Source organism: Mucilaginibacter sp. PAMB04168 (genome assembly GCF_039634365.2).
Taxonomy (GTDB): domain Bacteria; phylum Bacteroidota; class Bacteroidia; order Sphingobacteriales; family Sphingobacteriaceae; genus Mucilaginibacter.
This window is the reverse complement of the sequence record NZ_CP155079.2, coordinates 3208104-3234020: the sequence shown is the minus strand read 5'-3', so window position 1 is coordinate 3234020 and position 25917 is coordinate 3208104. Positions and strand designations below refer to the sequence as shown.

Below are 25917 nucleotides of genomic sequence, written 5' to 3'. Positions count from 1 at the left end.
TAACAACGTGTGTAGTTTAAGCTGTATTTTGTTCCATATACAAGTATAGCTTACTATATGTAAAAGCACAGCCGGATAGCCGGTATGATACGAAGAAGTCTTAATTACTATTATATGCAGATATCTAAAAACAATACTTCACTATTTAAATGCGATAATAACAGAAATGTATAGGAACGCAGGAATAAACCGGGTCTTTCTTACCGGTGTCATTGAAAATGATGTAAACTTGGACATGTTAAGAAATAACCCTGATAACATATATTTTTCGATACTTACATCAGAAACATTTGTTAAAAACGGCAAACAGGTTGAACACCTTGAGCATCACAAGATCGTAATGCCTACCTACATTGCCAAACCTGATCTTCAGTATTTTAAGAAAGGCGCATTAATATCTATTGAGGGAAAAATGACTACCTACTTATTTACTGATGACGAAAATATTAAAAGATACAATGTGGAAATATTGGTTACCCGATACCACTGGTTAACAGGGCTGAATGTAAATAAAAACTAAAAGTACGAGCTGATACTCTATACGTTACACTGTCAAAGTACCCGCTGAGTTGTCTTATTGGCAACTTTAAATAAGCGCAATCCTTTTGGACAGATATACCCGCACGATTTTTACGATCCTTAATTTTATAATTTGTTGACCTTGATTGTTGGCCAATAGATTATGGTTTATGCCGAAGCGATATGTTAAGATTTGTATCTGTCACAATTGTTTATGAAAGCGCATACGCAATCAGAACACATTAATAACTGCCGCGCGCAGTTACATGTTTTGGGGGTGAATATTAACAAAAACATACTGCGTATAGAAGACGTAGGAGATTATATTCCGGGTAGTATTATGGTTCAGGACTTTGGTATAATGGCCAATACCTACATGAACAAAAATGGTTGTGACTTTTTAAGGCATAGCAGCGAAGAATTGCGGAATTTGGGAAGTGGTTACTTTAGCCGTTTTTTTCCGGCACAAGAGATTGAAATTTTAAAGGAAGATCTCAAACACTTTATTGCTCTTAGAGATTACAACAAGTCGCAATCAGTTTTTCAGCGTGTAAGACCGGATAGTGACACGGATTATAAATGGTATTTAACTACTTCGAAATTATATCCCATTCAAGACCTGGCAGAATCACCTAAGCTTATTCATATAGCGGTTGAAGCTGATTCATTAAGCTTTGCAGGCAAGAAGTTAGGAAACTTAATTGCTGATGATATTTTTGTACGACGGAATTACCACCTGTTCAATTTGTTAACCGCTCGCGAAAAGGAAATTATTTGTTTAATAGCAAAGGGTGTAAGCAGTATGGTGATTGCCGACACGCTTTTTTTGTCGATACACACAGTAAACAATCACCGAAAGAATATTATACATAAGCTAGGGATTACCTCACTTTCGCAGTTAGTTAAGTTTGCCGTCTCTTTTGGAATAATATAAGTAATGTTAGCTATTTACTCCTTGCTCCAAAACAATAAATCGGGAAGCAATCCAACCTTCTAAGTCCATGATTCCATTCACCGATTTTAGAACTTCTACAAAGCTCCAGTTGGCGTTTGTTTTTAGCACCCTCACTGGTGTGCCACCAGGTACAGGTGGGGCAACAGTGGCAAAAGCAGTGCCTGCGCCGGCTCGTATGTTTACATCGGCTGAGGTTACAAAATCTTCATCAAAATCATTTTCTCTGCCCATAACCTTGGACTTGAAACTGGCCATTGGAAATGCCGGGCCTGGATCCGACTTACGTATGGGGGCAATGTCCTCATGGCCTACCACATCTTTTAAATTATAAGTTTTAACCAGTAAAGCCGATATTTCTATTGCTGCCTTTAATTGTTTCTCGGTGTAATCATGCCATGCGGCCTTGCTGCTCTCATTTTTATGGATTGCTATAACCACCTCGTCATCGGGTACCCTTTTGGCATCAACCGGGCATATCCATTTTCCTATGCTTTTTGTTAAACGCCCGCCATTTACCATTTCAATGCCAATTGAAAACTGATTCAGCCCTACTAACCCTTTCCATTGACTTTTGCCGGCATGCCATGTAATAACATTAAACGGAGCAAACTGTGTAACAGTGCCATCACGGGCAATAAGTAAATGGGCCGAAGCCTTAGCTAAAGTGCTTTGGAACCAGCTAACGGTAGACAAGGTTGTAGTTGCTGCCGTGTAGTGCATTACAAGGTATTGAGGGGTGTAAATACCACCATGATTAGGTGTGGCTTTGAACGTAACAGGTGTGTCATCATCGTTAACAAGCAGGTGATCTATTATTTTCATCGTTTTTAAATTTTAGGATGATAGAATAGTAAGCAGTACAATGAGGCATTCTGCCGTACTGAAAAAGGGCCTTTATTAGCAAAGGCCCTTTTAAATAAAGATAAATGATTGAAATGTGTATGTGCAATAGCTACTAGTAGCTATTATGTTGCTTGAGGAGAGGCAGACTTATAAGGTAGAGCGTTGTATTGCAACGTTAAGTTTAAATCTACAATGGCAAGGAAGCAGAATAAAACGCCAACCTTTGCCAAGGACAAGCTTGAGTGCTGAGGCTTAGCAACAAAAATATAGGAACAGCATAGTACATGGTTTTGAACTAGCTGTGTACAAATTAATGGCGGGCATTAACTTGTATACTTTGCGTAAGCAATTCATTGTATTTTTCAAGTAATACAATATACTTATCTTTCCATTGTTTGTCAAAAGTAGGCTCCGTCTGCACCTCATCATGTGCCATTTGCACGGGAGCGTTATCACTTAAATAACCAAATTCGTTAGCCCTGAACAGTTCAGGGAATTCGGTTGAAAAATCATAGTTTAGCACGCCGCCTATCCTGAACACGATATCGGTTTTCAAACGCTTTTTATTGAACCAGTTGTATACAGAGCGTCTGTTTACATTCATCAGGCGTGCAAGTTCACTTATGCTGTAACCATCTCGCCTTATTACTTTTTCCACTATCTGACCGTAATGCTTATTCATATATGTACCTAAGGAAATAACTGTTGACATAATAATTTTATTAATTGCAGAGTTTGTTTTTATAGTGAGGCATCAGCTTAATTAATGCTTTTTTGATCGACTTTGATGACTACTGCACATCCCAGTTTTTCAAGCACCATCAGCACTGATTTGCCTTGAATTTGCAATATCTCGCCTTGGCAATCAACCAATGGCCCTTCGTTAATTTTAACCACATCACCAACCGAATAGCGTCCAACGCCTATCGTTTCTAAATTGGAGTGGGAGGCCAGTAAGGTATGTATGCGGTTAATCTCCTGATCTTCTAACACTACAGGTTTGTTGCAGTGCTTAACAAAGTTTACAACACCTGGCGTTTGTTGTACACTGTCATGTTCAAAATGGTTAATATGGACAAACAGATAGGAGTTAAAGAGTGGGGTTTCAACAATCTTAGTCCGGTCGCTCCAGTTGCTTTTTACCTTTATTAAAGGGCAAAAACTGGTAACTCCCTGGTTTTCGAGTAGCCTGTTAGCTTTTTTTTCCCACTTAGAGCGGGTGTAAACAACCATCCAGCGCTTCGCCGCAGATGATCTTGCGTTAGGTTGTGTTGTTATCATAGTGTATAATTAATTATTAAGTAGCGGTACAAACAAGTAAACTATAAAATGCAGTTGTAACTATCAGCTAAATACAGCCATCTGTTATGCTGTATTATAATCCTTTTTCAGTTCAATAACTTATCTCCCGGTTATTCAATGTGTATATATGTATAAGCGCATGAGAAAAACTGAGCATTTATATATCGAACAGATATGTTTTCTTATTAATTAATAAAACATTTGCTTGGATTATATCGTAAAATTATACTTAGAGATTTATACCGTCATGCAACAAATCGCCTAATCTTTAAATATTTGTTATTATTTTTTTCGTTACAGTTATTTATGGCTCTAAAGGCCATTTCTAAGACGAAATTTTTATTGAAAATTTTTAAGCGACACGCTTTTTTTATCACTTCTATACAACAGGCCGTTAAAAGGTTCGCATTTTATACGGTCTTTGTCACAAATCACACCTCAATTGCGTTTAGTTCGTGAGGTGTAAAGTATTATTACCGTATTATTTGTGGAATCACGCATTTTTTTCTCAGTCAACTGCGCTGTTTCCCAAGTTTCGTATCTCGTTTCCCAGTTGATTTCACGTTTAACGTACATCCATCTTAGCGCTATTTTATTTGCTACTGGCTTGCCTTATGTTTGTCGGTAAGTAATCAGTGCGCAGCTTTAGTTTTAAAAAGCGTTAGCATTTAAAGATTACTTCTTCAACAAAAAATAGCCGGTGTGACCGGAGTGGCGAAGCTATTCTCGATTGCAAAAAAACACCCTCTACGCCTAAGGTTATCAGGCTCAAATCAAAGTATCCATCTTTTATTCAGTTACATAAACAAATATTATCGTGATAAAATCAATCTTCCAGCTCAGAGGAGTAATTTCTGTTGTGCTCATTTCTATTATGGTGGCTTACTCTTCCTGTAACTCATACAAGAAGATCCCGTACTTTCAAAATTTAGATAAATCGAGAAATACGAAACAAAGCATAACTAATTACACACCACTCACCATCCAGCCGGCCGACATTCTGGGTATTAACATCAGCAGTTCCAACCCCGAAGCAAGCGCTGTATTTAATTACAATCTATCTTCTATTAATGGTACCTCTAACGTTAGCTCCAATAACCCGGTAATAGGATATTTGGTAAACACACAAGGCGAAATAGTTTTGCCACTGTTAGGCAGTATAAAGGTTGCTGGAAGCACCGTATCGCAGCTTGAGGTGAGACTCAAGAAAGAGCTTACACCTTTTCTTAAATACTGTATAGTTAATGTGCGGATGATCAACTTCAAAATCTCAGTGATAGGCGATGTTGAGCACCCGGGTGTTTTTCAAATACCGAGTGAGCGCGTAACACTTAATGAAGCCATTGGTTTAGCCGGCGACTTGAACATCACAGCATTACGTAAAGTACTATTGATTAGAGAAATTAACGGCGAACGTGAGTTTATACCAATCGATCTTACTTCAAAAGATATATTTGATTCACCCTATTATTACTTAAAAAGTAATGATGTGATCTACGTGCAACCTGGTAAAAACAAGTTTGCCAGCGTAGATAATAATTACCGCACCATTAGTTTAGTATTATCGGCACTCTCTATTATAGCCATTATACTCACACGTAAATAAAATACCCATATGAATAACGAAAAAATTGTTATTGCTCCGTTTGAGTATACGCAGGATAGCGCCAAAACGAACTCGTTTAAGGTAACGTTCAACAAGTACTTTTATCACTGGCCATTATTTGTGCTGGGTGTAGCGTTGGCGTTGGTTTGTGCTTTCTTTTATACCAAGTATACAGATCCTATTTATACCATAACAGCCAAGCTGCTCATTGAGGAAAATAAGGAACAGAATTCGGTTGATAAGATGATGCAAAAAATGGACGTTTTTGAATCATCGAAGGTGATCGACAACGAGAGCGAAATACTGCAGTCCAGAAACCTTATTGCACGAGTAATTAAAGACTTAAATCTTTATGCAACTTATAGTAAACCATCAAAGTTCAGGGATGTAGATATTTATAGCAGCACACCTGTTCATTTAGTAGTAACTAAGCAAACCAGCGATAAGTTTGCTAAGTCGCTTGCTATACATATCAAAAATCAGAACGAGTTTGTGTTAAAGAACTCCATCGGAGGCAACAAGACGTTTAAATTTACAGACAATATCAAAAACAAGTTTGGTATATGGCACCTGAATAAGACGGCTAATCTTAATAAATACATTGGTAAAGATATAATTGTAGGTATTAGAGACACCGAGCAGGTAATAAACGGTTATGTTAACAAAATTAAATCAAGCCGGTTAAATAAGCTGGCCTCCGTTATTGAATTGTCTTTACAAGACAATGTATTGCAAAGAGGAAGAGATATACTGATCCACACAGTGTCTTCTTACAATGATCAATCAGTTAGGCAGAAGAAACGCGCTGCCGAAAATGCTTTATTATTTATAGATGGCAGGCTAAAGGATGTTACACGTGAGCTTTCGTCGGTTGAGAAAGACTTTGAAGGATTCAGGAGTGACAAAGGCTTAATTGATGTATCATCAGAAGCTAAGCTCTATTTAGATAACGTAAAAAATAACGATACACAACTAAATGAAATTGCCTTACAGCTTGACATTATAGGTGGCGTTGAACGCTACGTAAAATCATCAATGAGCGTAAACAGCGCGCCTGCCACTATCGGTATATCTGATCCGGGTTTGAGTGGCTTGATACGCCAGTTAATGGATTTGCAAGTACAGCGCGATAAAATGCTGGCTACAACACCTGAACGTAATCCTATTTTTGAAGCCGTAGATAAACAAATTGCCTCAACCAAGTCGTCAATCCTAAACAACATTTCAGGGATAAAGGCATCTTTAAAGGCAAGCCAGCGTCAACTTTTATCAAACAGCAATCGCTTTGAGTCGTCTATAAAGAATATTCCGGGGCAAGAGCGCCAGTTTATTAACATTAAGCGCCAGCAAACCAACAAGGAAAACTTATACGTATACCTGCTGCAAAAACGTGAGGAAGCGGCGCTGAGTTATGCATCCACTATTAATGATAGCCGGTTAATTGATTACAATTACGTAGTGTCATCAAGCAAACGCATCATTTATATCATTGCGTTTATGCTGGGCATCTTTATACCCCTTGGTGTAATTTATTGCCGCGATAGTTTAAATGATCGGATAAACACCCGCGATGATATTGCGAGTAAAACAACGGTGCCTGTTTTAGGTGAGCTTGTTTTTCATGAGGGTAAGCAAGCTATGGTTATTGGCGGCAAAGACGATAACTTTGTAATTGGCGAACAGTTTAGGCTGTTAAGAACAAATCTTCATTTTGCGCACGCCACCCGGCAAAGAGGCAGGGTTACCATGCTTACTTCAAGTATTGCAAATGAAGGTAAAAGCTTTGTAACCAGTAACTTGGGCGCCACCTTGGCTGCGTCGGGCCGTAAAACTATTATACTGGAGCTCGATTTACGTAAGCCTCAGATATATAAAAACTTTAAACTGGCTGTTAACCACAAGGGCTTAAGCGACTATATTAATGGAACTGCGAGTGTTGATGAAATTATCCAGCCCTCAAATTATGATGACAACCTGTTTGTCATAACTGCCGGAACATCGACCTTTAATCCTTCAGAAATGCTGGAGCAAGAGCAGATAGATGTGTTATTGGATGAACTGCGCAGTAGTTACGATGATATTTTATTGGATACTCCACCCATAAATATTGTTACCGACGCCATGGTATTATCGCGTGTTAGTGATGTTACCCTTTATGTAATCAGGCAGGGTTTGACCAAGTCATGGGAATTAGACGTTACCGAAAAACTGTTCAAACAGCAGCAGGTGCCTAAAATGAATATCATATTCAATGGTATACGTAAAGATAAGTACAGCTATACTTATAATCAGGGATACTCGAGCTACGGTTACGGTAAATATGCTACCGAGTACGCTTCTGGCAGTACGATGAAATCCTTTTTAAGAAGATTCTAACTTCAGCCTTAAACAGAATTGATATGAAGTTGCTCTTAGTGCGGCCTGTAGGTGGCATAGCCAACCGCATGCGTGTACTCGAATCAGCGTACAAGTTTTCAAAAGCTGCCTCTTTAAAGCTTGTAGTTCTTTGGGAGAGAAACGGCAATCTGAATGCGAAATATTCGGAGTGTTTTGAACCAGTGCCCAACATGACTGTGATTGAATTGAATCTGCATGGCAGTAATTCTTTTGCAAAAGTAAAACGCAGGCTGCTAACAATTGCAATTGACGGAGTGGTAAACACGTTAACCAGCTTTTCGGTAACAGATGTAGCTATCGAAAATGAAATTAGGCAACATGGATGGGGGCAGGGTGCCTTAAACAGCTATTTTGACAATCTGGTTCATAACCACAGCGGCATTTATATAGATACATGCTACGAGTTTTATACCGATAGTAGTAACTTTCAGGTACAGATTGCCCAAAGTATACAGCGTGAGAGCCAGCAGATTTTATTGAATCTGAGCTCGGTTACAGGAGTACACATCAGGAGGTCAGATAACATTAATGCTATCGAAAAATCGCCACTGGATGCCTTTGTCAATGAAATAAGCTGCACAATTGCTATCAATCCCGAAGCAAAGTTCTATCTGTCTACAGATTCGCAAGAGGTTACTAATATCCTTACCGCTATGTTTCCCGGCAATATCATAACCGGCATATCGGTAAGAACCCGCGACTCGAAAGCAGGGATCATAGCAGCGCTAACAGATCTGTGCTGTTTAAGTATGTGCCGCGAGATTTGGGGATCGCATGATAGTAGTTTCTCGGGCAGGGCTGCCAAAATAAATAACATACCGCTACGCATTATCTTACAATATGCCGAATAACATGCCCGAAGCATTCATTAGTTCCAAGCTCCTTTTTCTAAGAAATTTAATTTTAAATCAAAATGTCATCAATAAGATCAGGTCAACCGGCATTTATTTGCTGGTACCTATCATAAACTTTGGCGTTTCGTTCATCACATCGCCAATTTTTGCGAAGCATTTATCGGCCGAAGAATATGGTTACTATGGCTATTATTCAACGCTGGCTTCGTTCCTGCTGGTTTTTTCCAGCCTGTCATTGCAAACGTACTATATGTCGGTCTTTTTTAAAGAGACCGAAGAACAGCGCAGAGCTATACAAACCACGCTTATTATATTTACGCTGGTTTGGAACCTCCTGTTTTTTCCAATTGCTTACCTGGGTATTTATGTTTACTTAAAGTATTCGCACTCACAAATACCTTTTTACCCATTTGCGTTACTAGCGCTCGCTACCAGTGTAGTGGGCATATTTAAAGGCTTTGTCCAGGTAAATTACCGTTTGGGTAATCAGCCAGTAAAATATCTGCTTATTGTAGCCGGCTACAGAGTGTTGGGCATATTACTGTCTTTATACTTCATTATATCGGCAGATATGGGTTTAAAGGGCCGTATGCTGGGCGTATTTGTAGTCGAGATATTGTTCTTCATCATTTCTTTGTATACTATATTGAAAGGGCAAAGCTTAAGGCTCGATAAGGCAACGGTAAAGATAGCCATGCGCAAAGTGCTGCCTTTAATACCGGCTTCCTTTTTGTTTTGGCCGCTAATGAGTTTTGATAACATTGCTGTTGAAAAACTTAACCAGCCTGTGCAAATGGGTTTGTACAACATAGGTAAAGGCATTGCTAATTACTTATTCATAGCTCTACAATCCTTTTTTCAGGCATTTGAACCCGATATTTATAAATATGCTTCTACCTACAATATAAAAGGCCTTAAAAAAACGGGTATGATGGTTGTGGCACTTGTCATTGTTACCACCATTGTTTTTGTATTTGTATCGCCGTACTTAATGCATTATTTAACGGCCGGTAGATTTACCGAGGCAATCCGGTACTCCAACATATTAGCCATTACGTATGGCTTAATCATTATATACTCGCTTTTAGATGCCATTATTTTAGCATGGCAAAAGACCAAGATTAATTTGGCCTTAAATATACTGGGCGCAACTTTAAGCATTACAACTTACACATTGGCCGCTTACTATTTCAGGCAAACAGGTGTTGCTATGGCCACAGCTTTTACACACCTGGTACTGGTGACTGTGCTGCTCTTCTTTATCGCAAAAAAGCTCAGGGAGCACCGTTTAGCACAATTATAACTATACGCTACTATTTAAATTATGAGAGAGCAACCGTTCGATATTCCTGTTCTATTAATCACATTTAACAGGCCGGATTCTGCTTTACAAGTGTTTGAGAGGATTAAAGAACTGCAACCAAGTAAACTCTACGTTTTTTCTGACGCTGCACGTGATGGAAGAGATGAGGAAGCAAAGGCTGTACAAAAGTGCAGGTCTATTTTTGACGAAGAGAACATTACATGGGATTGTAAAATAGAAAAGTGGTTTTGTGATTCGAATATGGGTTGTGGCAGGGCGGTGAGCTCTGCAATAAGCTGGATGTTCAAGACGGAGCAAAGCGGTATTATACTCGAGGATGATTGCCTGCCCGATATAACCTTTTTTAAGTATTGCGCCCATATGCTAAATAAATATGCTAACAATACTGCAGTAATGCATGTCGCCGGTACTCGCTGGAACGATGAGTTTGAAACTGGCGCCTCCAGTTATTTTTTTAGCCGAATTGGACATGTGTGGGGTTGGGCTACCTGGAAACGTGCATGGGACCTGTATGATTTTGAAATGCAGACCTGGAACCCAGTAAAAGACGGGCAGATGCTCTACCAGCAGTTAAAAAGCCGGGTTCAGGCCCAATTCTGGATCGATAATTTCCAGCGTATGTATCAGAAAGATACTTTCGCTAAAGATACCTGGGACTACCAATGGCAATATACCTTGTTTAAACATCAGGGCTTGTCGGTTGTACCTTGGGGCAACCTCATTACCAATATAGGCATTGAGGGGGCACATGCTGATAATAGTGAAGATCAAAGTTCATTTTATCGCAAAACTATCCCTTGGGGTAACGTAATAGATATATCGGCCAACCAGCCAGTTAAAGCCAACGCCGATTTTGATTCTTATCACATAGCACATTATTTTTTAAAAGCCAATACACCTATCCTGCGTTTAAAATGGCATCTGAAAAGCCTTTATCATTTAACCAGGACTTACTAAATTTTGTTATCATATGGTAATTAAACTACCCGCGTGGTTCTTTGACAATACGGTTAACCCTAAAGAGCATGAATCTGTTATACATGTTGGTGCAAAGGTGTTTGGCGTTTGCTTTTTAGGTACGCTTTGTTTAACAGCATATTCGCCTGTTGTAAATCTGGCCGCTTTCGGCGCTATAGTTCTTGTGTTTTTGAACACATTGCTTAAGAAGGATAATTTCTCCTTACTGATACAGCTGTTTTTTGCTAACCATTATGTTTTCGGTAATGATAAAGGCGGCGTTTTTAATATTGCTGCGTTACTTGCTTTAGGCTTTTTTGGTCTTTCAGGACATCAGGTGTTTAAAGGAACATCCTCCTTTAGCCGCTCTTTTAAAGGTTTGCTGTTAATACTTTTTGCCTTTCAGTTGCTTAGCTTAACGGCTAATGTACATGCGAGCATACTAGGCAAATTAGGTGGTTTAATGAGTTTCTCGGGCATCATATTGCTTATATATCAACTCTCAAAAATTCCGGTTCGTAAATCAGACATAATCAGATTTGTTACCATTCTGTTCTTTTTCAGTATGTTCGAGCTTGTTGTATCGCTTAACCAAAAATATGGGTTAATCGGCTTGTCAACACCGCTTTTGCCAATGGAAAAGAATATTGAGTATGAGAACGATATATTCAGATGCGTGGGCACTTTCGTGAACTTTGAAGCATATGCTGAGTACTCACTTTCAATGGTTGCTTTGCTGCTGCCGGGTATTATATCCGGATCGTTTAGAGAGGTTAGCAAAAAATTCTATTACATGACTGTTGGTATCACCATTATGTCAGTGTTATCAATCATCTTAACCGTAACCCGTTCTTCATTATTTCTGTTGCCGTTTGTAATCTTAGTGATATTGCTTAGCCAGTATAAACGGATGAAATTGAAAGCAATCGTGCCTTATTTGCTGATTATAGCATTGGGTGTTGGTATTAATTTCAAAATTAAAATATTCGATATTTCATCTTTTATTGAGCGTAGCCAGGAGATGAAGATAAAAAGCGTATCTGACGTAGCCTCAGGTAATGAAATAAGCAGAGGCGGACTGTTTGCTTATGCTTTTGAAAAAATCAAGCGGTCGAAGGGATTGATAGGAGAGGGGTATTTTGCTCACCCTGATGACTATAACACTGCTCACTTTGGCGTTCCGAATCCGCCAATTGGAGATTACCATAATTTGTATTTGAGCATTGCTGTGTTTTGGGGAATACCCGGGGCTGTAGCTTTCATCCTGATATTTATTCTCACCATATACCGGGGCATTATTGCACGGCGTATTAAAAACATAGCACCATTTGATGCTGATTTGCTGTTGGGTTTCACCACGCTGTTCTTGTTCTTCCTGCTCAATCAATATAAGATCATTTTTTTGCGGGAGTCTAATTACACAGTTGTTATTTTGATTTTGCTGGTTATTTATAATGGTATTATCCGAAAAGTGAAATCGCCTGATCTGGAGCTGATCATTAAATAACGATAGCGTTTGCTGTTCTTTAACGTACTTATTTAGCATGACTAAGAAAATATATTACTTGCCTAATTTTGGTCAGTTAGGTAATCAGCTGGCTATATTGGCGCATCTGATTGCATTTGCCAACAAGTACGATTACCAAATCATTTATCCATATTCAGAACAGCTTAAAAAGTGTCTGGACGATCAAAAAATTAAAAACACACGGCTTACTTTTAGCAAAACTTTAGGTAAAAAGTGGTTCTCATACTGTGTTATAAAGTTCATTAAATACCTCACCTTTAATCGCAACCTGCAGTTCTTGGGAGCGCTTGTGATTAATAAACGGTATGTGATTGATGAGCAGGAGGCCGGTAAAAGCTTTCCTTACTCAATTTTTATAACCGATTGGATGTTCAGGTTTTATGCCGGAGTGGAAGATCAACAAGACGAGATCAAGAATGTGCTTTCATTCCATGGACAGCACTCGTCGCGCCCACACAGCTTTATACAAAATATACACCATGAACTTGCACCTGCCGCCCTGGTTGGTATCCATGTACGCCGCGGTGATTACGCCACCTGGCACGGTGGTAAATTTTACTTCGATTTGAGTTTTTATTATGCTCAAATGGTGCAGATAGCTGCGCAAATCAGCAACTGTGTATTCATCATATGTTCTAACGAAAAAATAGCATTTGACAATACGCATGATCTGCACCTGGTTTACGCCAAAGGTTCGGACATTGAAGATTTGTGTGTGCTATCCAGTTGCGACTATATTATTGGTCCGCCAAGTACATTTTCGGGTTGGGCTGCATTCTTAGGCCGAAGGCCAATATTTTTTATGCAGAATAACAAAGACACGGTTTCTATGGATAAGTTCTTCACTTATCAGGTATAAAACGTACCACAGCAAATAGAAAGCAGTACTGCATACTGCGAATCTAATTAAGAAAACCTTTTTACTAACTATATACAGATATAATGAAAATTGGAATCTGCGGACCCATATTTTTGCCCCTCTTAGCGAAGCATTTAGCGTCAGACAGTGTAATTGATATTAAAGGTATGGGCGGCACACCCGTTAACCATCAAATTACAGCCTTGTTAGAAAAAGGATTTGAAGTACATGTTTATTCCATTACTCCTGAACTGAACGTAGGCGAAGAGCGGGAATGGCACGGCGAAAAACTACACGTTTATGTAGGTTGTTCGCGCAAAAGGGCCCGGCATTGCTGTAAAGATCTTTTTCAGGCCGAACGAAGGTATCTAAAAAATGCCATCCTGAAATCAAAGCCTGATATTGTACATGCGCACTGGCAATACGAATGGGGCTGGGCTGCTTTAGATTCAGGAGTGCCTACGCTTTTAACATGTCATGATTCGCCTATTGAAGTGCTGAAGTCGCAAACAGATCTGTATCGTTTAATCAGGCTTGTTGTAGCTGCAATATGCCTCAGAAAGGCTAAACATTTAACTGCTGTATCACCATACACGGCAAAGGGTTTAACTTTCTTTACAAAACTAAAGGCCGCCGTAATACCCAATTTTGAGCCGGCCGGCGTTTTTTCACTTTATGATGCCAATAAAACTGTAGGTAACGAAATAAATGTTACGATGATTAACAACGGCTTTCATAAACGGAAAAACGTGGCCAAGGGCGTCAAAGCATTTGTAGAATACAGCAAAAAACACCCGAATGCACAATTGAATTTATACGGCACCGAACACGGCATCGGTGAGGATGCATATAAATGGTGTGAGGAAAACAACATTAAGGGTAATATTCATTTCCATGGCGAAAAACCATTTGCTGAATTAATGACTGCCTTATCTGAAGCGCATATTTTCATGCATACCTCGCTTGAAGAATCTTGCCCTATGGTATTAATTGAAGCTATGGCCATGGGCATCCCGGTAATTGCCGGCGAAGAAGCAGGTGGGATACCCTGGATGCTGGAAAATGGCGGTGGTAAACTGGTAGACATCAATAATGAACATAAGATAGCAGCCGAACTGTTACACCTGTCATCACCCGAATTTAACCACAAGGTATCGAACACGGCCCGCGAAGTAGCCTTAAAAATGTTCTCTACAGAAGTGGTCATCAATCAGTATTTAACAGCCTATAAAGAAGTACTAAGCGCATGAAAGTGTTACACATACTTGCCGAACTGCAATTTTCAGGAGCTGAGTTAATGTTGCACACTGCTTCTGAAAAGTTTGAAGCTTCCGGCCTTGAAATAACCATTTTAGCTACCGGGCAAGTGGAAGGTATTTACGCCGATTATTTCAGAAAGCTGGGTTGGACGGTTGTGCATATTCCGTTTAAGAAGAGTCTGTCTTTTTTCTCAAAGCTTTATTCGCTCATTAAAAACGGCGGTTTTGATGTAGTACACATACATACCGAAGGTGCATTTATATACAAAGCCTTTATTACCAATTGGGCAGGCGTAAAAAAGGTTGTAGCCACTGTACATAACAACTTTTTGTTTACCGGATACCTGCAACGTCGGCGGCGGTTTCACCACCTCCTTGCTTTGAAGCTCCTAAAAGTGAAGTTTATTTCTATAAGCGAGAGCGTTAAGGAAACAGAGAAAGTTATTTACAATACCAATACAACACTTATTCACAACTGGATAAACGTTGACAGTTTTAGCAAAACCAGGCAGTTAGACAATCAGGCTGCCGGTCACGGCAGAAATGTGTACCCCATAAAGATCATAAGCGTAGGTAAGTGCCTTTTTGAGAAACAGCATCAAAAAGTGCTGGAACTGGTAAAGGTGTTGATTGACAAAGGCGTCGATTGCCACTATACGCACATTGGTTGCGGTGAGCTTGAAGATAAAGAGAAAACGTGGGCTTATGAGAACGGTCTGCGCGAACATGTAACATTTATTAGCCATACCCATAACGTTGCTCAATTCCTGTCGGGCTGTAATTATTACGTCATGCCTTCCTTATTTGAAGGTGTTGGTAACGCCTGCCTGGAGGCAATGGCTGCCGGCCTGCTGTGTATTGTAAATGATGCTCCGGGGTTGAACACCCTGATAAAAAATGATCACACCGGCATCATTACCGATTTCTCGGATGTAAGCCTGGTTGCCAGCCAAATTATGGCAATAAGCCAGGACGAAGAGCGATATAATCATCTAACCACTAACGCCCAGCAATATGTAGCTCAAAAGCATGGCGTAGCCAATGTAGAGCAGATGATAGAAATGTACTATTGAGGTAATTCCGTTCTGCGTTAAACTTTCACCCTTGCCAATTTTAATCACTTAAACATTAAAGAATATGAAAACGATCTCGACTAAAAAATTGATTCCGTCATTTATGCTGGCCGCTTTGCTCACACTATTTGTCATAAACGCTCAGGCGCAAAATTTGACAGCTACAAACCTGCACACCGGCAAGGCTCTGAACATTTCTAGAGATAAAATAACAGGCACAGACAGTGTAGCCACTTTGGACACTATGCTTTGTATGTTTCACCAGGTTATGACTAACAGTGCTCATCTTTCATGGCGCAAAGGTTATATCGTGCTTGAGAACGACAAGATCATGATCGGCAATGTATCATATCCTACACTTAACGCTTCGCATCTTACCGGCTTAATACAAAACAAGTTTTTATCAAGTAACAGAAAAAAAGTAGTAAAAAGCCAGGTAATACAGGTAGTGCTATTACAATAACAGCATTTTAACCGTATCTCCTGAGCGTATCATTCCTTACCAATAATGACAAAGATTGCTGTATTACTCACCACTTTTAACCGTAAAGACAAGACTATTACTTGCCTGCAAAGTCTGAAAGTGCAAAAACTGCCTGCTGATGTACACATCGACATATATTTAACCGATGATGCCTCGGCCGACGATACGGTGGATGCTGTAAAGGGAATATTTCCGGATAGTTATATTCTGCATGGAACTGGCCAATTGTTTTGGGCAGGCGGTATGAGGAACTCATGGAATGAAGCCCGAAAAGGTAACTATGACTATTACCTGCTCCTGAATGATGACACTACGCTAATTGATAATGCTGTTGCCAACCTGTTGGCTTGCAGCAAAGAAGTTTTAGCCCAAAAGCAAACGCATTGCGTATGCATTGGAAGTACCCAGGACGTTTTCACTGGCGGAATTTCATATGGTGGTAAAAAGCTCACCTCCAAGTACTACCTTAAAAGTGCTTTGGTGTATGATAATGACGACTATCAAAAATGCGATTTAGGTAATGCGAACATTATGCTTGTACCTGATGCCATTGTGAAGTCTGTAGGTATTCTGTCAGATCATTATACGCATGGTATTGCCGATTATGATTACACACTTAAGGTTAAGAAGGCCGGCTTTGAGGTAATAGTGGCACCAGCGGTTTTAGGCTACTGCACGGATGATCACGGCAAAAGCTGGAAATCGCAAACATCGCGGTTATCAGATCGCATTAAATACTTAAAAAGCCCGAAGGGATTAGCTTACAAAGAATATTTGCTGTTCATAAAAACCCATTTTCCGCTTTATTATCCTTTTGCGTTTACAAAATTGTGGATGAAAACCTTACTGCCCGTTCTGTGGCAGGTTTTCAAAAAATAGACATTGCACCTATACACTTTTAGCATGGTAAAAATATCTGCAACAATTGATAGCGTACAAGTAATGCGTGCCTTTGCCGCTGTCTCTGTGTTATTTTTTCATGGTACGCACATCATTGATAACAAGCTTAATTTCCTCTTCTTAAATAACTTCTTCGATGCAGGTTATTCAGGAGTAGACGTTTTTTTCGTAATCAGTGGCTTCATTATATTGCATACCTGCATGGGTAAAGATTTTAACGCGTTTACGTTTCTAAAAAAACGTTTTGTAAGGATATACCCTGTGTACTGGGTAGTTACTCTGGCTGTTATCATCGCATACCAAATAGCGCCCGAAGGTGTGCAGCCTTATAAAGAAGATTGGCGTATCATTTTAGGCTCATTGGCTTTAGTGCCGCAAAAGATTTACATCATCGGCATAGCCTGGACACTCACTTTTGAGTTATTGTTCTACGTTGTATTTGCTGTTGCTTATTCTATAGGAAAGAAGTTTTTGTTTGCCGTGTTATTTGTTTGGGCTGCTGTAATACTTGCTTTGTACGCAGCAGATGTAAAACCAGCAAGTGTTGCACTAAACATGTTGGTTAACCCCATTATTATTGAATTTTTCTTCGGTTGCCTAATCGCTTACTTTTACAACCGTTATCGTGAATTTAAGTACCACTACATACTATCAACGATTGGCTTTATATGGTTTGCTGTTAATTGGGTGATATACTGGACGGCCAAAAACAATGATGCCGATGCATTTAGCACCTACATCAGTCGTGTTTACCTTTTTGGCGTGCCTGCAGCAATTTTAATCAGCGGGATTGTTTTTTACAAAAAATCCATTGCTCCCTTGTTTGTTTACATAGGCAATGCGTCATACTCATTATACCTAATACACGGAACCGTAATTTCTATACTGATAAAGATCCTATTCGTATTAAAGATACAAACTTACTTTGCCAACAACATCGGTTCAGTTGCCATCTTACTTGCAACCGTTCTTATTGGTTGTGCTTTTTACCGCTTTGTAGAGGCGCCTATCATCGGCTTATTTAAAAGTAAAAAAGGAGATAAGCCTGCAAGTGCAACCTCGGTAACATCAGCAACTGTTTAACGATCTATAGCCCTAGGCTAATCTGCTATTAGCACATCCGCTTGTACAAATAAGGGGGGCCTTACTGTCGTACTCTGCTTTCGGCATTTCTATTATACCATCAATCATGACCAATGAATCTAAAACGGGCGTGGTGTATTTAACTAATATACCAGCACCGTACAGGGAAAAAATGCATGAGATACTTTCTGCAAGTACTCAAATTAAATACACTGTTTTTTATTGCTCGGAGTTAGAACCTAACAGGCAATGGAAATTTGATAAAGGCAATTATCAGATGGTATATCTGAGCAATACAGCCGATAAAATGATACATAATAATGTTAGTGTTATCAAATTCCTCAATCAGCACAATCCGGATGTGGTCATATCAACCGGCTTCAATCCGACCATGTTGTATGGCTTTTTATGGTGCATGATCAAGGGCAAAAAATTTATACCGTTTACCGATGGTACCTATAATTCAGAGAAAAGCTTGTCTGCAGTTCACAAACTGGTACGCCGAATCGTTTTTAAATTCTCAGCTTCTTTTATAGGAGCTAGTGCCGGTAGTTCCAAGCTGTATGAAAGCTATGAGATACCAAAGAAAAAAGTATTTACATCCTGTCTTTGTATCGAAAACGGCGATTTTAACTCAAATACCGAGCAGAAGAAATATGACCTGATGTTTTCGGGCCAATTAATTGAGCGAAAAATGCCTATGTTTTTTGCAGAAGTAGCCCGGCAGGTAAAGGAGAAGATGGGTAAGTGCACTGTACTAATCTTAGGCGACGGGCCGCTTAGGAATAATCTGATATCCTTATTAATAAAATACGGAGTTGATTATGATTACGCTGGCTTTGTACAACCCAAACGCCTGCCATGGTACTATGCTCAGTCTAAAATATTTCTTTTCCCTACACTTAATGATCCGTGGGGTATTGTTGCCAATGAGGCTTGTGCATCGGGTTTGCCCGTAATTACCTGTGAAAACGCAGGAGTAGCTAATGATTTAATACTTCATGATGTTAACGGATACGTATTGCCGTTAGACACAGATACATGGGTAAAGCATATTTGCGACTTACTGCAAACGCCCTCTAAACTAAAAAAGTTTTCTATAAACGCTGCCGAGAAAGTGCAGCACTATAACCACCAGCTGTCTGCCGAAGGTATACTGGCATCGGTAAATTTTGCTATAGCAGGAAACTGAAGCAGAAACTGCTGGCAAGAGAATTACATCCGGATTAACTCCAAAACACACATATGCGCATTTTATTGATTCATTGTGCCTACCATTACCTGGGAGGCGAAGATGTTACGGTTGCCAAAGAACTCGATTTGCTGCGCTCAAAGGGCAATGAGGTAGAGCTTTTGCTTTTTTCAAATAACTCGGTACCGCTGTTTAATTTGCTGCAGTTGCCGTTCAATATCAAATCATACCTCGCAACAGAGAAAAAAATCAGCGAGTTTAAGCCAGATATTGTTCACATTCACAACTTGCATTTTACAGGATCTACATCGGTACTGTATGCAGTAAAGAAGCGTGCCGCAGTAGTTTACACGCTGCACAACTATCGCTTAATATGCCCGTCGGGTACGCTTTTTAGCAAAGGTAAGTTGTACCTGCGCAGTCTTAAAACAACATTTCCGTTAAATGCGGTTTTTAATAGGGTTTATAAAGGCTCGGCACTGTTAACCATGTGGTTATCAGCTACCATATGGCTAAACCATACCTTAGGCGTGTGGAAATTGGTTAACCGTTTTATTGTGTTGACCGACTATTCTAAAAAACTAATAGAAGAAAGTCAGTTATCAGTTAAACAAGCTCAACTGGTTATTAAGCCCAACTTTACGGAGCATAACGAATCGGCTCATAGTATCAGAAACAATGAGTTTTTATACGTAGGGCGCCTGAGTGATGAAAAGGGTATACAGGTATTAATGGATGCCTTTACTAATTCGTCACTTTCATTAAACATCATCGGCGATGGTCCTTATAAAGAACAGGTGTTAGCGGCAACAAAAGTGAATGCTAATATCAAATACATTGGCTTTCAGGATAAAGAAAATATTTCAAAAGCCATGAGCGAATGTACCGCTTTAATATTCCCATCAATATGGTACGAAACTTTTGGGCTTACTATTATCGAAGCTTTTGCGGTATCAACCCCGGTTATTGCTGCTAATATTGGTGCTGCATCCTCTCTTATAAGCCATGGTGTAAACGGGCTTCATTTTGAACCTGGCAATGCCGAAAGCCTGAGGAAAACTATAAACCTTTGGGATAAATATGCAGAGAGCGAGAAACATAAGTTTCGCGAAAATGCCGTCAACACGTACATGAAATATTATACGCCCGACAATAACTACGAACAACTGATCGATATTTATAATCAGGCAATTAGCGAAAATCAAAGCTCTTGATACACCATTATTATTGGCCGCCCGAAATGTACTCACACTAATTAATTCAGTCATGTCGTACTTAGATGATATCCTGGAACAAGGGTACGCGGGCCCATATCCGCTACTAAAAAAAGGGGAAGGCGAACGTTTATTCCCGTTAGACAATATATCACTCGAGCTGCAATACTCAGAAAACAGACAGCGGCATGTAACCAACCAAACAATAGCCAGCGTTGCGCTTCGCGATGAGATATTAGAAAAAATGAAGCCCCTGCTTGGTGATAATATCTTGCTGTCTGGCAGTCAGTTGATAGGCCATGCGGATAAAGCACACGATTGGCATGTTGACGTTGAACATACAGGTTGGGAAGGGCTGACCGTATGGATAGGCTTAAGCAGTGCAGAGTGTAAGAAATGTATAAAAGTTATTTCGTCATCTCACAAGTTTAAGCTGACCCCTCAGGACCTTAGGCACCGAGGTGTTGATATTTATAATGACAGTGAAGTGTTGGCTTCTGCCCAAGAGATTTCTGCTGATGCAAAGCTTGTTGAGATTGACTTGTTTGAAGGAGAATTCATTATTCTTGACAGCCTTACATGGCACGCTTCCGGCAACATTTCTAATTTTAGAAGACACGCACTCGTTCTAAGATACCGCAATACAAATTTGCAGCAAAGACCGCCAAGCGGTTTTCAGTCCAATTCTGTGAATATAGACGAACACATTAAAAAGCTCATACTAATTAATAGTGAAAGGTTTGATGTGATGAACTTTACTTCTACAAAAAGAGTTGCCGAACACCATAGAGGATTACTTAAACATTTAGCAAAATACCTGTTTAGATACCTGCAGGCAAAAAACTTTATCGCGCTTTTAAAATCTCAAGCAGCAAGGTTATTATAAGCCATTTGTACCAGGGTCTCGGTTTAGAGACCATTAAGGCAGTTGGCTTTTTATAAGAACACTGTAAGCCTTCTTATTCCCTTAACCGTTGTCAATAAACACCTATTATAAACCTAACAAATATTGCTATGAATAATTCTTCCACTCCTTGCATGGGTTATCCGCTATTTAATGGTTCCTTGATGGATCTTTCTTTTCAAGATAAGACTATTGTAAATACGATAAATCAATATTCATTTTGCATTGCAGAAGAGGACGATGAGTTTAAAGAAGCTTTAATGGGATCGGACATGTTATTGCCCGACGGAGTAGGGATGGTTTTCGCATCGTTCTTTCTAGAAAATGTAAAAATCCAAAAGATTGCTGGTGCTGATTTACACCAGCATTTACTGACTAAACTTAACGAGGAATGCGGCTCATGCTTTTACCTTGGATCTTCTGAAGCTACGCTGAAGAAAATCGAGGACCGCATTCAAAAGGAGTACCCTAACATAAGTGTACATACTTACGCTCCGCCCTATAAGGCGGTGTTTGATGAACAAGACAGCGAAAAAATGATTGCTGCGGTTAATCAGCATGCTCCTGATGTTTTGTTTATTGGTATGACTGCACCGAAGCAGGAGAAGTGGATACACACCAACAAGCAGCTGCTTAATACAAAGGTAATAGGCTCGATAGGAGCAGTGTTCGACTTTTATGCAGGTACCGTTAAACGCCCCGCCAGAATGTGGATATCGTTAGGTTTGGAATGGTTTGGCCGTCTTATTTTGGAGCCTCGCAGGATGTGGAGAAGGTACTTATACTACGGGCCGGTATTCACAATGCATTTGCTGGGCAAAAAAATAAAGCTGGCTAACAGATACAAAAGAGTTTTCAGCTCAGGAACTAACGTTTCTAAACATCCTTTATCTAAACATTAATGAGCCAACACAGGTGCTTAACCCACCAAAGCACCGATACGATTTTTGACGCCTCGGCTGTAGTATTTGCTTGCGGCGCTTTATACAACATTCTCAAAAAATAAAAATCCCCTATAATTTATGAAAAAGAAAGCGCTGATAACAGGCATTACAGGTCAGGACGGAGCCTACCTAACGGAGTTACTATTGGAAAAAGGCTATGAGGTACACGGCATCAAACGCCGTTCATCGTTGTTCAACACCGATAGGATAGACCACCTGTACCAGGATCCGCATGAACCACATCCCAGCCTGGTTTTGCACTACGGCGATTTGTCTGACTCCACCAACCTGATCCGCATCATCCAGCAGGTACAGCCCGATGAGATCTATAACCTGGGTGCGATGAGCCATGTTAAGGTAAGCTTTGATACGCCCGAGTATACAGCCAATGCCGATGGTATAGGCACCCTGCGTTTACTGGAGGCTATCCGTATTTTAGGATTAGAGAAAAAGACCCGCATCTACCAGGCTTCCACCTCCGAGCTTTACGGTTTGGTACAAGCCGTTCCGCAAAGTGAAACCACGCCTTTCTATCCCAGAAGCCCTTATGCCGTAGCCAAGCTGTATGCTTACTGGATTACGGTCAACTACCGGGAAGCCTACGGCATTTATGCCTGTAACGGCATCCTGTTCAACCATGAGAGCCCGCTCAGGGGCGAGACCTTCGTAACGCGTAAGATCACCCGTGCGGTAGCCAAGATAGCCATGGGTTTGCAAGACAAGCTTTACCTGGGTAACCTGGATGCACAGCGCGACTGGGGACATGCCAAAGACTATGTGGAGGCAATGTACCTGATCCTGCAGCAGGAAACACCTGAAGACTTTGTTATTGCCACCGGTGTAACCACTTATGTACGCGACTTTGTGCGCATGGCTTTTGCCGAAGTGGGTATCGAGGTTGAATTCAAAGGCGAAGGTGTGGAGGAAAAAGGTTACGTGGTAAGCTGCTCAAACCCAGACTACCAGTTGCCTGAAGGCCTTGAAGTAGTTTGTGTAGATCCTAAGTATTTCCGTCCTACGGAGGTAGAATTACTGATTGGCGATCCAATTAAATCAATGACCAAGCTAGGCTGGAAACCGAAGTATGACCTGCAAGGTTTGGTGGCTGAGATGGTGGCTATGGACGTAGACCTGTTCCAACGTGAAAAACTACTGAAAGACTCAGGCTACGTTATCAAAAACCAATACGAATAATTTAAGCATATGCAAAAAGCATCAAAAATTTTTATAGCGGGCCATAGAGGCATGGTAGGATCTGCCATCCATCGTAAATTAGAAAAGGAAGGGTTCACTAACATTGTTACCCGTACATCGTCCGAGTTAGATCTCAGACGGCAGGGTGATGTTGAAGCGTTTTTTGAAGAGCAACAGTTTGACTACGTATTTTTAGCGGCCGCAAAAGTGGGTGGCATAGTAGCCAATAACATTTACCGCGCCGATTTTTTATACGAAAATCTGCAAATTCAAAATAACGTTATTCATAGCGCATACGTTACCGGCGTAAAGAAACTCCTTTTTTTAGGATCGAGCTGTATTTATCCAAAGCTTGCTCCGCAGCCGTTGAGTGAAGATAGCTTACTGACTGGTCCGCTCGAGATCACTAACGAGCCTTATGCCATTGCGAAAATAGCAGGCGTAAAAATGTGCGATGCGTACCGGGCTCAATATCAGTGCAACTTCATATCGGCAATGCCCACTAATTTGTATGGGCTTAATGACAACTACCATCCTGAAAATTCGCACGTGTTACCAGCTATGATCCGCAGGTTTCATGAGGCTAAACAAAACGATGCTCAGTCAGTAACCATATGGGGTTCTGGCACACCCAAACGCGAGTTTTTATTTGCCGATGACCTGGCGGATGCCTGCTACTATCTGATGGAAAATTACAATGAGCCTGGTGTTATCAATATAGGCGTGGGAGAGGATCTGTCTATCAAAGAACTCGCCGAAATGATCAAGGAAATTGTAGGTTTTGAAGGAGACATCACCTATGATACTTCCAAGCCCGACGGTACCCCCCGTAAACTCATGGACGTATCCAAACTTGCCAACAGCGGGTGGAAGCATACTGTTGAGTTGCCAGATGGTATCAGGGTAGCGTACAACGACTTTTTAAGCAAATATCAGCAACCGCAAGCACTTGAGGCTTAGCGGTTGCTAAATGCAATACATTGAACAGTTGGATAGTAGATAATTGAATTGCTTACAATTTAAATTCAAATTTAATGCAGAACCGTTATTTATACTCACTACGTATTATCTTAGCTGCTGTTGATTTTGTATGTATTAACATTGCTTTTATAATTGCTTACCACATTACCGTTTCAATACACTACAATTTTTCGGCCGACTATTATTTGCAACTATTATTTGTAAATAACCTGCTGTGGGTTTTAAATGCAAACTTTATGCATTTATACCACAAAAAAACAGTTTACAGCTCCAAATTACTATTTGCCTTAAGGTGGAAATGTGGCTTGGTACACCTTACTTTTTTTGCAGCTTACATACTAATAACCAGCCAGGTAAAGGTTTCTGTTGCGCTTTATTTGCTGTTTTATTTACTGCTAAACATACACTTATTGTGCAGTCAGCTTACGTACCGTTTAGTAGAGCCCATATTAAAGCTGAAATTTAGGTTTAAAAAACCGATAGCCTTAGTTGGTATATCTGAAACGAGTGATCAACTAGCTAATTTTTTGCGTAGAACTCACGCCAGGTACGATTTAAAAAGCTTTTTAGACCAGCATGATTGCCTAATAGTCAACGAAACTCCAATGAGTTTGGTAGCAACATGTGAGCAAATTAAAAATGCAGCTGATAATGGCATAAACGATGTCTATGTAGCAGTATCGCCAGAGAAGACAAGTGAAATAGATACGTTATTGGTGGAAGCGCATAACCAATGCGTTAGGTTAAAACTGGTTCCGCATTTTAACGAATCACTTCCACAGCTTCAACGATACAACCACATCAGTAATCTGTCGGTTATAAACGCCAACACCGAACCATTTGAGGAAATGAACAGCCGTTTTGTTAAACGGGTGTTTGATTTGGTTTTTAGCGCTCTTGTAATTGTTTTTATTCTGAGCTGGCTGTATCCGTTATTAGCTATTATAATTAAAATACAAAGTCCCGGTCCTGTGTTGTTCAGGCAGTTGCGAAGCGGAAAAAATAACCGTGAATTTTGGTGTTATAAGTTTCGCAGTATGAGGGTTAATGACGAGGCTGACCATAAACAAGCCAGCAGAGACGACAGTCGGGTAACTGCCATAGGCAAATTTATGCGCAGAACCAGTTTGGATGAGTTTCCGCAATTTTTTAACGTATTACTTGGTAATATGAGCATTGTGGGGCCGCGGCCACATATGGTTAAACATACGCAGCACTACCGCAATGTAATAGACAAGTATATGGTTAGGCACTACCTCAAACCTGGTATAACCGGATGGGCGCAGGTAAATGGCTTCAGAGGCGAAACGCGTGAAACCGAATCAATGGCTAAGCGGGTAGAGCATGATATATGGTACCTGGAAAACTGGTCCGTAAGTCTTGATCTTAGGATTATTTTTTATACCGTAGCCAATATTTTTAAAAGCGAACAAAATGCTTTTTAGCATGTCCACAAAGTTGCTTTTTCTATCGAGATTAAATAGAGTTGCCTGATACAAAAATGCGGTTTATGCATTACTGTACCCAATAAGGTAACCTCATAAC

The 25917-nt window shown here is 40.2% G+C and carries 24 protein-coding genes; 21 read left to right on the top strand and 3 right to left on the bottom strand.

Annotated features, from left to right (window positions below; genetic code table 11):
* Positions 1-166 precede the first annotated feature (166 nt).
* Positions 167-520 carry a single-stranded DNA-binding protein gene (gene ssb, locus ABDD94_RS13730; RefSeq protein ID WP_345952725.1) on the top strand — a complete coding sequence of 118 codons (354 nt, stop codon included), beginning with the start codon at positions 167-169 and terminating at the stop codon, positions 518-520.
* A gap of 213 nt (positions 521-733) precedes the next feature.
* Complete coding sequence (locus ABDD94_RS13725; RefSeq protein WP_345952724.1) at positions 734-1453, top strand: helix-turn-helix transcriptional regulator; 720 nt, start codon at positions 734-736, stop codon at positions 1451-1453.
* A gap of 6 nt (positions 1454-1459) precedes the next feature.
* On the opposite strand, the gene ABDD94_RS13720 is transcribed toward ABDD94_RS13725, so the two are convergent.
* The 3 genes from ABDD94_RS13720 to ABDD94_RS13710 all read right to left on the bottom strand — a co-directional run bounded on the left by ABDD94_RS13720 (position 1460) and on the right by ABDD94_RS13710 (position 3598).
* On the bottom strand, positions 1460-2296 hold the full coding sequence (locus ABDD94_RS13720) for an N-acetylmuramoyl-L-alanine amidase (RefSeq protein ID WP_345952723.1): 837 nt from the start codon (positions 2294-2296) through the stop codon (positions 1460-1462).
* A gap of 331 nt (positions 2297-2627) precedes the next feature.
* Positions 2628-2999, bottom strand: coding sequence for a helix-turn-helix transcriptional regulator (locus ABDD94_RS13715; protein ID WP_345952722.1), 372 nt, complete (start codon positions 2997-2999; stop codon positions 2628-2630).
* Between the two features lie 77 nt (positions 3000-3076).
* Positions 3077-3598 (bottom strand): UpxY family transcription antiterminator, encoded by a 522-nt coding sequence (locus tag ABDD94_RS13710; protein WP_345951523.1) that lies wholly within the window; start codon positions 3596-3598, stop codon positions 3077-3079.
* 838 nt (positions 3599-4436) lie between these two features.
* On the opposite strand from ABDD94_RS13710, the gene ABDD94_RS13705 reads away from it, so the two are divergent.
* The 19 genes from ABDD94_RS13705 to ABDD94_RS13615 all read left to right on the top strand — a co-directional run bounded on the left by ABDD94_RS13705 (position 4437) and on the right by ABDD94_RS13615 (position 25817).
* Positions 4437-5225 carry a polysaccharide biosynthesis/export family protein gene (locus ABDD94_RS13705; RefSeq protein WP_345951524.1) on the top strand — a complete coding sequence of 263 codons (789 nt, stop codon included), beginning with the start codon at positions 4437-4439 and terminating at the stop codon, positions 5223-5225.
* Positions 5226-5234: 9 nt separating this feature from the next.
* Positions 5235-7601, top strand: a complete 2367-nt coding sequence (locus ABDD94_RS13700) for a polysaccharide biosynthesis tyrosine autokinase (protein ID WP_345952721.1) — start codon at positions 5235-5237, stop codon at positions 7599-7601.
* A gap of 23 nt (positions 7602-7624) precedes the next feature.
* Positions 7625-8473 (top strand): hypothetical protein, encoded by an 849-nt coding sequence (locus ABDD94_RS13695; protein WP_345951526.1) that lies wholly within the window; start codon positions 7625-7627, stop codon positions 8471-8473.
* A 1-nt stretch (position 8474) separates the two neighbouring features.
* A complete protein-coding gene (locus ABDD94_RS13690) occupies positions 8475-9779 on the top strand; it encodes an oligosaccharide flippase family protein (RefSeq protein WP_345952720.1) in 1305 nt (434 codons plus the stop codon).
* 21 nt (positions 9780-9800) lie between these two features.
* On the top strand, positions 9801-10757 hold the full coding sequence (locus tag ABDD94_RS13685) for a hypothetical protein (RefSeq protein WP_345952719.1): 957 nt from the start codon (positions 9801-9803) through the stop codon (positions 10755-10757).
* Positions 10758-10770: 13 nt separating this feature from the next.
* Entirely contained in the window at positions 10771-12264 is a 1494-nt protein-coding gene (locus ABDD94_RS13680; RefSeq protein WP_345952718.1) for an O-antigen ligase family protein, read from the top strand.
* Between the two features lie 37 nt (positions 12265-12301).
* Complete coding sequence (locus ABDD94_RS13675; protein WP_345952717.1) at positions 12302-13144, top strand: alpha-1,2-fucosyltransferase; 843 nt, start codon at positions 12302-12304, stop codon at positions 13142-13144.
* Between the two features lie 83 nt (positions 13145-13227).
* Positions 13228-14394 carry a glycosyltransferase family 4 protein gene (locus ABDD94_RS13670; RefSeq protein ID WP_345952716.1) on the top strand — a complete coding sequence of 389 codons (1167 nt, stop codon included), beginning with the start codon at positions 13228-13230 and terminating at the stop codon, positions 14392-14394.
* On the top strand, positions 14391-15476 hold the full coding sequence (locus ABDD94_RS13665; protein ID WP_345952715.1) for a glycosyltransferase: 1086 nt from the start codon (positions 14391-14393) through the stop codon (positions 15474-15476). The genes ABDD94_RS13670 and ABDD94_RS13665 overlap by 4 nt, the downstream gene beginning before the upstream one ends.
* A 64-nt stretch (positions 15477-15540) precedes the next feature.
* Entirely contained in the window at positions 15541-15939 is a 399-nt protein-coding gene (locus tag ABDD94_RS13660; protein WP_345951533.1) for a hypothetical protein, read from the top strand.
* A 45-nt stretch (positions 15940-15984) separates the two neighbouring features.
* Positions 15985-16839, top strand: coding sequence for a glycosyltransferase family 2 protein (locus tag ABDD94_RS13655; RefSeq protein ID WP_345952714.1), 855 nt, complete (start codon positions 15985-15987; stop codon positions 16837-16839).
* Between the two features lie 24 nt (positions 16840-16863).
* Positions 16864-17943, top strand: coding sequence for an acyltransferase (locus tag ABDD94_RS13650; protein ID WP_345952713.1), 1080 nt, complete (start codon positions 16864-16866; stop codon positions 17941-17943).
* 106 nt (positions 17944-18049) lie between these two features.
* Positions 18050-19135: a glycosyltransferase family 4 protein gene (locus tag ABDD94_RS13645; RefSeq protein WP_345952712.1), complete on the top strand. Its 1086-nt coding sequence runs from the start codon at positions 18050-18052 to the stop codon at positions 19133-19135.
* A gap of 53 nt (positions 19136-19188) precedes the next feature.
* A complete protein-coding gene (locus tag ABDD94_RS13640; protein ID WP_345952711.1) occupies positions 19189-20349 on the top strand; it encodes a glycosyltransferase in 1161 nt (386 codons plus the stop codon).
* A gap of 52 nt (positions 20350-20401) precedes the next feature.
* Entirely contained in the window at positions 20402-21235 is an 834-nt protein-coding gene (locus ABDD94_RS13635) for a phytanoyl-CoA dioxygenase family protein (protein WP_345952710.1), read from the top strand.
* 128 nt (positions 21236-21363) lie between these two features.
* Complete coding sequence (locus ABDD94_RS13630) at positions 21364-22155, top strand: WecB/TagA/CpsF family glycosyltransferase (RefSeq protein ID WP_345952709.1); 792 nt, start codon at positions 21364-21366, stop codon at positions 22153-22155.
* A 120-nt stretch (positions 22156-22275) separates the two neighbouring features.
* Complete coding sequence (gene gmd, locus ABDD94_RS13625; RefSeq protein WP_345952708.1) at positions 22276-23391, top strand: GDP-mannose 4,6-dehydratase; 1116 nt, start codon at positions 22276-22278, stop codon at positions 23389-23391.
* Between the two features lie 9 nt (positions 23392-23400).
* Positions 23401-24351, top strand: coding sequence for a GDP-L-fucose synthase (locus ABDD94_RS13620; RefSeq protein ID WP_345952707.1), 951 nt, complete (start codon positions 23401-23403; stop codon positions 24349-24351).
* Between the two features lie 74 nt (positions 24352-24425).
* A complete protein-coding gene (locus ABDD94_RS13615; RefSeq protein ID WP_345952706.1) occupies positions 24426-25817 on the top strand; it encodes an undecaprenyl-phosphate glucose phosphotransferase in 1392 nt (463 codons plus the stop codon).
* Positions 25818-25917 lie beyond the last annotated feature (100 nt).